General features: G+C 56.3%; 13 protein-coding genes. All 13 read right to left on the reverse strand.

Annotated features, from left to right (window positions below):
- Positions 1 to 817 (reverse strand): conjugative transposon protein TraN (gene traN / locus HMPREF9720_RS13500; protein WP_009598928.1); only part of this gene is annotated, 817 nt, incomplete at its 3' end.
- Between the two features lie 2 nt (positions 818 to 819).
- On the reverse strand, positions 820 to 2,028 hold the full coding sequence (gene traM / locus HMPREF9720_RS13505; protein ID WP_009598927.1) for a conjugative transposon protein TraM: 1,209 nt from the start codon (positions 2,026 to 2,028) through the stop codon (positions 820 to 822).
- Positions 2,029 to 2,034: 6 nt separating this feature from the next.
- Positions 2,035 to 2,250 carry a hypothetical protein gene (locus tag HMPREF9720_RS13510; RefSeq protein ID WP_009598930.1) on the reverse strand — a complete coding sequence of 72 codons (216 nt, stop codon included), beginning with the start codon at positions 2,248 to 2,250 and terminating at the stop codon, positions 2,035 to 2,037.
- Entirely contained in the window at positions 2,240 to 2,863 is a 624-nt protein-coding gene (traK, locus tag HMPREF9720_RS13515) for a conjugative transposon protein TraK (protein ID WP_009598933.1), read from the reverse strand. The genes HMPREF9720_RS13510 and traK overlap by 11 nt, the downstream gene beginning before the upstream one ends.
- 14 nt (positions 2,864 to 2,877) lie before the next feature.
- Positions 2,878 to 3,954, reverse strand: a complete 1,077-nt coding sequence (traJ, locus tag HMPREF9720_RS13520) for a conjugative transposon protein TraJ (RefSeq protein WP_009598926.1) — start codon at positions 3,952 to 3,954, stop codon at positions 2,878 to 2,880.
- Between the two features lie 6 nt (positions 3,955 to 3,960).
- Positions 3,961 to 4,590: a DUF4141 domain-containing protein gene (locus HMPREF9720_RS13525; protein ID WP_014774767.1), complete on the reverse strand. Its 630-nt coding sequence runs from the start codon at positions 4,588 to 4,590 to the stop codon at positions 3,961 to 3,963.
- A gap of 46 nt (positions 4,591 to 4,636) precedes the next feature.
- Positions 4,637 to 5,719 carry a hypothetical protein gene (locus HMPREF9720_RS13530; protein ID WP_009598923.1) on the reverse strand — a complete coding sequence of 361 codons (1,083 nt, stop codon included), beginning with the start codon at positions 5,717 to 5,719 and terminating at the stop codon, positions 4,637 to 4,639.
- Between the two features lie 96 nt (positions 5,720 to 5,815).
- Positions 5,816 to 6,250, reverse strand: coding sequence for a hypothetical protein (locus HMPREF9720_RS13535; protein WP_009598935.1), 435 nt, complete (start codon positions 6,248 to 6,250; stop codon positions 5,816 to 5,818).
- On the reverse strand, positions 6,240 to 6,599 hold the full coding sequence (locus tag HMPREF9720_RS13540; protein WP_229111673.1) for a DUF3876 domain-containing protein: 360 nt from the start codon (positions 6,597 to 6,599) through the stop codon (positions 6,240 to 6,242). The genes HMPREF9720_RS13535 and HMPREF9720_RS13540 overlap by 11 nt, the downstream gene beginning before the upstream one ends.
- Before the next feature lie 11 nt (positions 6,600 to 6,610).
- Positions 6,611 to 9,121 (reverse strand): TraG family conjugative transposon ATPase, encoded by a 2,511-nt coding sequence (locus HMPREF9720_RS13545; protein ID WP_009598922.1) that lies wholly within the window; start codon positions 9,119 to 9,121, stop codon positions 6,611 to 6,613.
- A gap of 4 nt (positions 9,122 to 9,125) precedes the next feature.
- Entirely contained in the window at positions 9,126 to 9,509 is a 384-nt protein-coding gene (locus HMPREF9720_RS13550) for a DUF4133 domain-containing protein (protein WP_139022503.1), read from the reverse strand.
- Positions 9,510 to 9,511: 2 nt separating this feature from the next.
- Complete coding sequence (locus HMPREF9720_RS13555) at positions 9,512 to 11,329, reverse strand: reverse transcriptase domain-containing protein (RefSeq protein ID WP_009598929.1); 1,818 nt, start codon at positions 11,327 to 11,329, stop codon at positions 9,512 to 9,514.
- A 617-nt stretch (positions 11,330 to 11,946) separates the two neighbouring features.
- The coding region (locus HMPREF9720_RS15975) for a DUF4134 family protein (protein ID WP_139022504.1) at positions 11,947 to 12,039 on the reverse strand (93 nt) is incomplete at its 5' end.

A 12,039-nucleotide genomic window follows, 5' to 3' on the forward strand; every position in this document is an offset into this window, starting at 1 on the left:
GCACTTTGTCGTCGGAGATCGTCAGTTTGGGCAGCGCGAATACCGTCCGCTGACGCTGATGTCCCCTTACAACGGCCGGATCGTTGCATACGCGCAGGATTTCGAGCGGTGTCTGCTGCTGTGCCGTACGCTTTGCGAGCTTCTTGTCGGCTACGATAAACTGTCGTGCATCCACCTCAAAGGAGATATTCGTGTCATTATACATGCAAGTATGTATGTAAATGACATCGTTGGAAACGTAAATTCCCAGCACCTCGACCTCGATGCCGTACTTCTTCGTGCGAATGCCTTTCACATCCGTACGGTTCTGCCGGTATATGTCGCTCAACATGCGTTTTATGGTCGCGGGCTTCTCTCGGCCTACCTCGCGCAGCAGCACCCGGCCTTCGGATGCTGGGGCCGTCGGCTGCGGATAGCCCGCGGCAGCCGGTTTCTTCACACCTTCCGTCTGCGGTTCCTGCACTGTAAGATTGAGGGTCGAGACAACCGGGTTCTCGGCATAGTGGACATCGAACGTGAAAAATCCGCCGTCTTCGGTGATGACCGTCAGGTTTGTTTCTGCTGCGAAATTCCGCACGGCCGCCTTCACCCGCACGACGTTTTCGGCCCCGTCGGCCTTGCCTGCTATGATGTCCATCGAGCCGATGTCGATATACGTGACGGGCGACGGGAAGAGGATGTGTACAGTCTTGGTGAATCCCGCCTCGATACGCAGGGGACGGATCTCGGTCGGCGTTTCCGGTGTCGTCTGCGCCGTGACCTTTGCCGCCGCGATTGCCGCGACGATCAGGGTCAGATAAATAAGGTCTCTTTTCATTTTTACTGCTGTTTAGAAATCAATAATAGCTGGTGGTTGGCTTTGAGGGTGATCTTCACCTCGCGGAGCTTCCCGGCGACATACTGCGACGATGCCTGCAATCCTCCGCGCGCCAGCTCGGACAACACCTGCTGCCCGGCCGAGCGGGTGACGTTTACGCTCGTCCCGGCTGTCTGCCCGACGGAAGCCAGCGCCTCTTTGAGGGCTGTCCGCTCGCGGGAGTTCGGGATATTCAGCCCCGGTTGTCCGTCCATGTCGTAAGCCACGGCTTCGACAGCGAAGATCCGTCCGCCGTATTCGACGGACGACACCGTGACTTGCAGCCGCATTCCGGAGATCGTCGCAAGACTGTATAGCGGCGTATTCCGGGGGATGGTCACTCCGTCGATACGCACGGCTTCCAGCAACCGCAGTTGCACGGTGCTTCCGGCACGTATGACCTGCGTCGAGGCGACGCAGGCTCTGACGGTCGGAGTATCGGCATGCGCGACGCCACCTGCCGCCGTGAGAAATCCCAAGTTGCGTTCGACGGTGAAATCCGCCCGTGTGTCGAGCGTCGATGCTTCGACCTCACCCTCCCGCACGGGCCGCATGACCGACAGGCGCGAATCCTTCCGCTGCTTTGCCTGCTCAACAGCTTCTTCACCTACGGCCGTTCCGCCGCCGAGATACTTCCGTGCGAGCTTGTACTGCTCCTCGGCCAGCTCCAGCGGGTCGGGCTGCTGCCGCTCGGCGTCGAGCTGGGATTGCAGGGCCGCGACCTGCTCTTTCAGCGCTTCGACCTCGGCATTGCGCTGCGGAGCGGCGTAGAAGCCCTGCACCTGCCGCTGCATGGCCCGGTTGGCCTCGGCAGCCCGCAGTGCGGGGTCGTCCGCCGGTGCGGGTTCCTCGGTGGGTTTGAGCCCGTCGTCCAGCAGCGAGAACGAATTGTCGCCGAGTGTCATCATGCGTTTCTGCTGCTGCTCCTCGCTGCGGAGCTGCTCCGCGGCTTTGCGTTTGTCTCCGACGGTGGCTTGCGCCTTGCCGTCCGGAACCGACGTATTGATCCCCGCAGCTCCTTCTTGGGGCTTGACGGGCGCAGGCCGGAATATAAGCCACATCGCGACGAGGAATATACATCCGAGGATCGCCGCGAAGAGCAGCACCTTGCGTTTGCGCTGCCGCTCGAACTCCGCCGAGGGGTCGTTGCCCGGATTCTTGTTTTCTGTCATAATGGTTTACGGTTTAAGATGTAATAATTCGGGATGTCCGATCTCTAACTCCGATCCCATGTCCGCTGCGAACAGGAGCCAAAGGTAAAGGAAGAGAAGCAGGACGAGCGCCGCAAGTACGATCCGCTCCCGGATGCGGGGTGCGAGCGCGTCGTGCCGGCGCCGCAGCGACCGCCGCACCCAACGGATGCGGCAGCGCAGGGTGTGCGGTTTAGCGGTCATAGGTCGCAATGTCTTTGTTCTCGACGATGTTCAGCGCTTCGACCATAAAGCCCTGCGGATTGTTGTCCGAGCGGGAAACGTTCACCAGACGGCACGTCGTGACGAGCGACCGCTCCGTGACGGTGCTTTCGCGCAGGATGCGCTGCCGGGCAAAGGTCGTAACCTCGTAGGGATAGCGGTCGAAGTCGCAGCGGATGCTGTCCACTTTGACCATCTGCGAGACGTTGCCCGCGATCAGGCGGTTGAAGAATCCTTTCTCCTGCAGGACCTTGTAGTAGGACAAGGCGCTTTTGTCGGCCATCTGCAGGGCGCGTCCGACGTTGGACTCGATGGCCGCCTTGTCGGGCGAGAGGGTGAAGAAGAGCTCGTGGAAGCGCCGCACATGTTCACGGGCCTCTACGGGACGGTTCTGTGCGAGGTCCTGCGAGAGCGCCACCATCAGCGAGCGTCCGTTGTCCAGCACGTAGATCTTCTGCCGCTGCCGTTCGGCGAAAGAGTAGGACATCCAGACCGCCGCCACGGTAACGACGGCGCAGACTCCGGCGAAGACGAGCGCGTACATGCGCAGCTGCCGAAACGATGTTTCGATGTTCGTTAAACACTTGAATTCCATAATAACGGGTTATTTTATTTTCTGAAAATAAGCCGGGCGCCGTTCATGATGCCGCGTCCCACGGCCTTACCGCCCGATAATGCCGCCGAGCCGGCGCCTTTGGCCCCGGCCCATGCTTTGCCGGCCGTCCATCCGGCTCCGGCGCTTACGAGCGAGGTCATCTTCGAGACGGTCTTGTTGTAGGCGGCGAATCCGTTCGCCTGCACGACCCACGAGGCGATCGAGGGGATGCAGAGGTATCCGCACACGGCCACGAGCATGAAGATCAGGTTCAGGCTGTTCGACCAGTCCACATACCAGTTGTAGCCTTCGGCCATCAGGTCGGCGTCGTGGCGCATCGAAAGGGTTTGCAGACGTGCGATGATCGCCGAGAAAAGATCCGAGATGGGCAGCCACAGGTAAATCGAGACATATTTCGTGAGCCATTGCGTCAGCGTGGACTGAAATCCGTCGAACACGGAGATGGCGAAAGCGATCGGGCCGAGCAGCGAGAGGACGATCAGGTAAAAGGTCCTCAGCACGTCGAGTATGACGCTCGCCGCGGCGAAGAGCAGTTCGAGTATCCATGCCAAGCCTTTGAATATAAGTCCCTTTACAGACCATGAGGATCGCTCCTCGTTCATGCGGTCGAGTGTCTGCTGTGTCTGGTCGTCCACGCCCAGTTCGCTGAGCTCGCGCTCCATCTCCTCGTTCTCGGCGTAGTAGCTGTCCGGGGGCATCTGCTCGCGGCTTTCGAGTTCGAGCCGCTCACGCCGCTCCTGCCATTGTTCCATGTCGAGTGTTTGCCCGACCATCAGCGAATGCGTCGCCTTTACCAGGGGTGAAAGTATGCCGTTCAGGCTTCCCAACACGAGCGTCGGGAAGAACAGGATGCAGATGCCGATGGCGAAGGGCCGCATAAGGGGAAAGAGGTCGATCGGTTCGGCTTGGGCCATCGACTGCCAGACGCGGTAGGCGATGTGAAGCAGCGCCCCGATCCCTGCGATGGCCATTGCGACCTGCGACATCGGATAGCACAGCGCCATCATGTCGTCGTAAAGCACCCGGAGAATCGTATGCAGATTGTCCGTAAGGGAAAGCATGTGTACCATCGTCGGCTACCAGTAACGTTGTTCGTCGGTTCCGTACAATGAGAGCACACCCTCCATGTCCCGCTTCCGGGCGGCCCGCAGCAGGGATATGGAGATGTTCTTGCGCGTGTAGTAGCGTGCCAGGTCTCGATGGCGCCGCAGAACGCCGTAGACGCGCTGCACCACGTCGATCCGGTCCTTGTCCGTCAGGGACATATCCGTAGGGTTCACGATGTCCTGCAGCTCCTTCAATTCCCCGGCCGATTCCTCGATGATGCGGGCGTAGCCTGCGGCGATGGCCGCGAGCTCCGCGGGCGTGAAGTTCTCGTCGCCGACCATGCGGCGATAACCGTCGACGTAGATGTCCGAGATTTCGCCCACGAGCAGAATGCACTGCTGCACCTTGCGGGCCGAGCGGACGAGGTTGCTGACCGACTTCAGGGCGTCGTAGTATCGCTTCCCCTGCTCATAAATCTTCACGGTTTCCTGAAAGCTTTGCAGCATGGTGGAGCCGTTCTTGGCGGCTTCGACGACCTGCTTGGTGGAGTTGACGATCCCCTGCGCGAGGTTCGTAGGGTCTGAGACGACCCACTGGGCGTATGTGCTGAGGCCCGTGCAGACAAGGCACAGACACAGCAGGATGATTTTCTGTTTCATGCTTGAATTGATTGTGTTATTGAGGATATTCACCCGAAGACGGGCATCACCGCTTTATCCGCCGACCCGAAGCCGGTTGTCCGGTTTGCTCTTTCCTTGCAGAATTGATCTCTTTCTGCCGCACCCCGGAAATATGTTTCTCCGGCTTCGGGCCTTTCTGCCGCAGGGATTCGAACAGATCGTCGGCGTAGGACTGCCGCCCGGTCATGCGGACAAGGCGTGCATCCAGCTCGCGGAAGGCTTTCTCGACCTGCCCGTATTGCTCGGCTGGTGATATGCCGGGAAGAATCCTGTATTTGTCGAGCAGCTGCCGGTTAATACGGCTGTCGTCGATTCGCTCCGGGAAGCGTGCAAGCCATCCCAATGTCTGCAACTCGGCATCGAGTTTTTCAATGTAGGTTTGCCGCAGGGAAATTTCCGGATCACTCTCCAATATCCTCTCGGCTTCCCGCACCATGCGGTTCTCGGCCTTCCAGATTCGCTTCCGGAGCTGCTGTACCTGCTGCGGAGCTTCCGGACATGCCGGGCCGTTCAGCCGCCCGCGCATCTCTTGTAACCGCTCCATGTCGGCGTCCCAGTCGTAAAGGCGTGCAACGTAACAGGAGGGTATATAGCCTCCGGATATTTCCGCCAGATGGCGCAGTTCGCGGAATGTCTCGGCGCGAAACTGCCGGTCGATGATATGCGCTGCTGCCTGCACCTCGTCCATCGGAGGCTGCCGGAGCTTGCTGTCGGGATGTTGCTCCAGATAGGCATCCAAGAGAAAAGTATGCATAGCGAACACTCCGTGCAGGGAGTGGGCGGTGTCTGCCGGAACGTCCGCGAGGCGTCGCCCGATCTTTTTTGCAAACGGTGTTCTGCGCAGGGCATCCATCAGCTCCAGCATATCTTTTCCCGCCGCATCTTCGGGCGTCCTGAGAAAGCGGGATGTCGCTGTATTCATTGTCAGTCTGATTCCGGCAATGGTCAGATCCGATTTCCGGTGCCGTCGCACAAGGTCTGTAACACTGTTTATATCCCGTTCCCGGAGCAGGTTTTCAGCATGGCGGACAATGAGCGTGCGTCGATGTTCCCTTTCCCAATCCGGCGTGCGGCGGAATAGCCGTGCAATCCTATCTTTCCATTCCATAGCCGTCGGATTTGAGGACGTATAATTGTAGGCGGAGTCCGCCGAAGGGCTGCCCCAGCAAGCAGGGGCAGCCCGGAAATACCGAATGACGCTCCATTATTCGGCCGGTTCGTTGAAGTCGCACGCTTCGGCACTGATTGCGTCGTCTTCCTGCCGCCGGATGCAGTCCTCCGGAACGAAACGTCCGTAACAGCCGATGGTGAGTGTCTCGGTGGAAGCATCGTAGATCACGCGGTTGCCGTCGTCGGCGCCGAGCCAAAGACGGTGGCGGCGCAGCGCGATGATGCCGTCCTGTACGAGGCGTTTGTAGCAGAGCGCGTGGTCGAAAACGAGGATGCGCCACATGCCCTCGCCGATGCGGCGTATCGAGGCCGAGAGGTTGTTTTCCGCCGAGAGCCACGCTCCGCAGATACGGTCGGCGTCGAGTTGTTCCCGAAGGTCTGCCAAAGTGCGGATGACTTCGGTGCGGGTTCTGATCTCCTGCTGAAGGGCCGCTACGGCCGACGCAGGCGTCGATTGGTTACTGTTCATTGTTTTTGAGTTTTGAGGTTCGTTTGAAAGCGTCGCCCGGCACGAGGAGCAGTGCATCGGCCGGGGGCGTGTAAAAGAGATCGATCCGGCGTCCGCCGTAGGCCGTATAATAGACGCAATCCTTGTAGTGCAGAGCATGTGTTTCGGACGTGCCGCGGCGCGTGATGGTGATGCGGAATTTATCACCGCACGGCTCGATCACCAGCCGCGTGTCGTCGAGCGTCGAATGCCATGCTCCGCACAGGGGACGGATTTTGCGGTATTCGTAATCGTAGAAGAGGTGAAACGCTCCGAGCACGGCCGTAAACGTCAGCAGGATGCCGGCGCATATCCAAAGCAACTGTTTCATGGCAGCGGGCATTAAGATTCGGTTTTCGTTTCGCGCTTGCATGCCAACTGCTGGATGGCGGCTTCGATGTCGCCGCCGAGCTTTTCGGCAAGCTCCATGACCTGCATCTTTTCCGATTCCTCAGTGGTATAGGTCAAATATTCTTCGACCGAGGTTTCCGTGGCATAAACTGCCGACTGCACGCCTCCGAGCCCAATCCACACTTCCTTATAGAGGCGTTTAGGATCGTTCGAGAGATTGATCGAGAGAATCTGCGCCCGCTCCTTGTCCGTCAGCCCCAGCAGACGTTGTATGCCGTCGAACTTCGAGAGGTACTTGCGCTGGTCCAACAGGATTTTGCAGTCGGCGTTGTTGATGATCGACTCCTTGACGATGGGCGACGAGATGATGTCGTCCACCTCCTGCGTCACCACGACCGCCTCGCCGAAATACTTGCGAACGGTTTTAAACAAATACCTAATATATGCACTCATATTGGCCGAGGTGAGGGCCTTCCAGCACTCCTCGATAAGGATCATCTTGCGGACGCCTTTCAGCCGCCGCATCTTCGAGATGAAGGTCTCCATGATGATGAGCGTCACCACCGGCAGCAGCGTCCGGTTCGAGGAGATGTTGTCCAACTCGAAGACGATGAAACGCTTGTCCAGCAAATCCAGCTGCTTGTCGGAGTTCAGCAGGTAGTCGTATTCGCCGCCCTTATAGTAAGGTTCCAGCACGTTCAGAAAATTGGCAAGGTCGAAATCCTTCTCCCGCACGCGCTTCTGTTCCAAAAGCCGCCGGTAGTCGGTTTCGACGAACTCGTAAAAGGTATCGAACGAGGGGACGATGGAGCGGTCGGCGCGGAGCTTCGAGAGGTAGAGGTTCACGGCGTTCGAGAGCGCTACCTCCTCCGAGCGTGTTGGCTCCTCGGATTCCCGTTTCCAAAGGGTCAGCAGCAGCGTCTTGAGCGACTCGCGCTTCTCCACGTCGTACACTCCGTCCTCGACATAGAAAGGATTGAAGGCGATGGGCGCCTCCTCGGTGTAGGTGAAATACACCCCGTCGCGGCCTTTGGTCTTGGCGTGAATCAGCGAGCAGAGCCCTTGGTAGGAGTTGCCCGTATCGACCAGCAGGATATGCGCTCCCTGCTCCCAGTACTGACGAACCAGATGGTTCGTCAGATAACTCTTGCCCGAGCCCGACGGCCCGAGGATAAATTTATTCCGATTCGTGATGACGCCGCGCTTCATCGGAAGGTCCGAGATGTCCAGATGGAGAGGTATGCCCGACAGGCGGTCGGACATCTTGATTCCGAAGGGCGAGAGCGACGAGCGGTAGTTGGTCTCCTCGTTGAAAAGGCAGAGGGCCTGATCGAGAAAGGTGTAGAAACTCTCCTCGGCGGGGAAGTCGGCCTCGTTGCCGGGAATCGCCGCCCAGAACAACACCGGCACGTCCACCGTGTTGTGATGCGGCGTGCAGCCCATAAGGGCCAGTTGCGAGCCCACGTCGTTGCGGATGCGCTTCAACTCCGCTTCGCTCTCGGCCCATGCCATGACGTTGCAATGGCACCTTACGGAGCGCAGCCCCTGCGAATGCGCCTCATTGAGATACATTTCGATCCACTCCCGGTTGATGGCGTTCGAGCGCGAATAGCCCGCCAGCGAGTTCATGTTCCGGGCCGAGGCTTCGAGGCGCTTGAGCGTTTCGTCGTGGTCGTCGAGGAAGATCACCTGATTGTAGACATGGTTGCAGGAGAGCAGCAGCCCCACGGGCGCCGCGAACGAGAGGCGGCAGTCCGAGCGGTCGGTCGAAAGGCGTTCGTAGCGGAAATCCGTCGCCACGCTCTGTGGCAGCATATCCAGATCGGAGAGCGTGTGCATCGTAAGGAACTTGTCTCCGATGCGCATCACGCCCGGGTCGAGACGGATATCTTCGTTGACGACCGGACTCCGCTCGTCCGAGAGGGCGAAGTAACGGGCCAGCAGCCCGGCGTCGTCTGCCGTGCCGACGATCTCCGTTTCCGTTAGCCGCTCGACGTGCACGAGGCCCGAATCGTTCAGAATGCGCTCCATCTGCTCCGCGGCCTCCAGAAAGCGCGTCACGGCGTCCGTGTCGCGCATCTCCCGCGGGACGATGAAACCCCGGCACAAGACAGACGAGGCGCTGGTCTGCCGCATCCGTTCGGGCGTGGTCTTCGTAACGAACAGGTAGCACGTATGGCGCAGGTAGGGCCGCTCGTTGAAATGACGTTCGTAGGAACGTGCGAGAAAGCTCCGCTCGGAACCCTCCTCCGGAGCCGTGTATCGTTCTTCGATAAAGAAGTCCTGTTTGTGGACGACGGTGTAATCCGGCAGCACTTTCAGGGCTTTGAGCCATGCGCCGTGCAGTGCTTCGTATTCCTCGGCCGTGAGGGTGAAGAGTTCGGGCAGTGTGACGCGGTAGGCCGCAGTGATGTCGGCGAACTTGGAGATGATGCAGTTGTTCTCGACTCTCAGAAGTGGAAATTTCGATTCCAAGGTCGAGGTTTTCAGGGTTCCGCGCATAGGATTACAGTTTTACGGTTCGACGAAAACGCAACAGCCGCCCGACGGCCCGGCGGTGAACGATGCGCCGCGGATGCCGGCGCGAGGCCATGAGCTTCTGAAGCCCGTGGGGGCCGAAACGGCGGTTCAGGTAGAAGGTGCCGCCCGTGACGGCAAGGCCGGCCGTGAGGGCGAAGAGGATGCACAGGCCCTGCGGGACGCCGCTCATGTACATTCCGGCGAAGCAGACGAAGACGCCCAGAAGCCCCGCGACGAACAGCACGAGGTACTGCGCCGTGAGTCGTAGGCTAAGAACCCGGTGCCTTGCCGTATTTCTACGGTAGGTTTCCAAGAACTCGCCTCCGAACCGTGCTTGCACCTCTCGGCGCACACGGCTCTCCACTAACATATTCAGTCTATTATCCCGTGATGTATCTTGTTGTGACAGGGAATACATACAGCTAACGTCTTTCTCTGACGTCCAATCATTTGGATTTTCCATGGCTCTTTGCCTTTTAAGTCTTTGAGTCTTTTGACGTGGTGTATTTCAATGTTTTCCGTTGCGCCACACAATTCACACTTACCCGCTTTTAACCTTTGTATAAGGCTTGATACAGTGGTATTGAAAATCGTGTTGGCTACATAATCACAACTCGCGTCCATCGCGGTTGTTTTACGCTTAAAGCTCCCGTTGAAGAATACCCGCATCTTCTTTCCTCCTTTCTTGTCCTCATAGAAAACCGCAAAATCTTTGTGATGTCGATACTTTGCGATAATCTTTCGGGCTGTCGTACTGTACTTTCGTGCAAAAGTCTTATACAGACTGTATTGCATGATGTACTTGAAAGAATTCAGGTGTGAACTGTTATTTGCGATAGAAAAATAGTTTGCAAAACCTCGGATTTCTCTGTTATAGGCATCCAGTATTTCGAGGTCGTCCAGATGTAGCAACTTTGTCCGGCTTGTGGGTTTCCATTTCGCTTTACCCTCGAATTGATGAATTTCCATCGCCTCGTAGTAGAGAAGTTTATCCCGCATTGTGGACATTGGCACTTCCAACACTACCTTTTTGCCGTAAGCCTTAATAAGTACTCCCGATTTCTCGCCTCTTAACGTCTTATCCGTGAATGGTCGGACATAGATTTCATAGCCGAGGAATTTTGCCTTTCTATTGCCGTGCGTGATTAAGGTCTTTTCTTTGGAGAGCGTCAATTTCAGTTTCTCGCCGAGGAAATTCTTAATATCCTCTTTGATGGCCTCACAGTCCGATTTACTGCCAATCACTCCGATAATAAAATCATCGGCATACCTCACATACTTAATCCGTCTATATCCCTCGTCCATTTCATCGACAGAGGGTAAGTGCATCCTGTTTTTCTGATGTTGCTTAATCGCGTCAATCAGTTCCTTCCGAGTATCTTTATCCTTGGTTTGCTTCAGCTTTGTGCCGAGCCACCAAATTTTCCTGGAATACCGTTTGTACTCAAGGTTCATTGCCCGTCTGTCGCCTCTATCGAATTGACAGGCATACTCTTTCATGTACTTATCCAGCTTGTCGAGATAGATATTAGCCAGTATCGGGCTAATGATGCCACCTTGCGGTGTTCCGCTGTATGTTCTATGAAATGTCCAATCTTCGATGTAGCCAGCTTTCAAAAATTTCCACATTAGCCGGATAAAGCGGTCGTCTGCGATACGTTCTTTCAAGATTCCGATAAGTACATCATGGTTGATGTTATCGAAGAATCCCTCAATGTCGCCCTCGATAAACCACTTGGCCGCAGTAAAATTCTTCTGCACCTGTATCAGTGCGGTGTGGCAGCTGCGTTTGGGTCGGAAGCCGTGCGAGGTGTTCTCAAAACTACCTTCATAAATTGCTTCCAACAGCATTCGCAATACCTCCTGCACTAATTTGTCGTCGATAGACGGTATGCCGAGAGGTCGCATGTTCCCGTTTTTCTTCGGGATGTACGTCCTTCTTGCCGGTTTTGGTTGGTACGACTCATCTTTGAGCGCATCAATCAAATTTTCAATCCGTTTCAGGCTCATTCCGTCGATAGTTTTACCGTCGGAACCTTCCGTCATATTTCCCTGCCTACCTTGTATATTATGGTAGGCGAGGAGAAACATCTCCGAATTGAATAGAACCCTGTAGAGCCGTTCAAACTTGTAGCTCGAAACTTTGCTGTGCTCTGACAGACTGTTTAATACTCTCTCTGGATTTCTCATAATGTCTCACACATTATCCGTTAATTTGTATTAAAAATGTTAGCTGCCACCCTTCGCCATGTACGAGGCTTTCCCTCGCTCGGACTACTACGGTGGCTCCGTTGCCATACCGGATTTTCATAGGTCTGAAACCTAATAGCCTTTCGGCATTCCGGGTTAGGCAATCCACGTTTAATTCTTCGGCAACATAGCTTTGATAGATTGTCGGATACGACTTTCATCCGTTTCTGCTTATCGCAGTTGTGCTGTAACCTGTTCTGCACCCAACCCTCCAAGGTCGAATCGAGTGTGTTACAGTATGGCGTCTGTAGTTACCTTCCGCCACAGTTTCGAGTTGTGCCACTTGGACTATCGTTCAATCAATCCAGACTTTATCCTCGTATCTATCTTTCATCTCCTGATTCAGTCGCATACTTGGTAACTGTATGACTTATCAGTTTATCGGCAGGCTATACTCCCCGTCCGGTTTCCCTTTCGGATAAGCCGATCGATGATAGGCTATCGAACACTTGCCTAACGTCTTGCTATCGACGCATTTGCCAAAGAACCATTACGTGCGCGCCCTGAAACTCGACCTGACGGCCCACGCCCTTGTTCACTTGGTATTCCGCCATCGTTTAGAGGAAGAATGAACGTAAGACCGTACCGACGATCACCAGAAAGACGCATGAGAGAAACAGCGCCGTGGCGGATTTCGAAGCGTCCGGGTC

It is taken from the genome of Alistipes sp. HGB5, from assembly GCF_000183485.2.
In the GTDB taxonomy this organism is placed as follows: Bacteria; Bacteroidota; Bacteroidia; order Bacteroidales; family Rikenellaceae; genus Alistipes; species Alistipes finegoldii.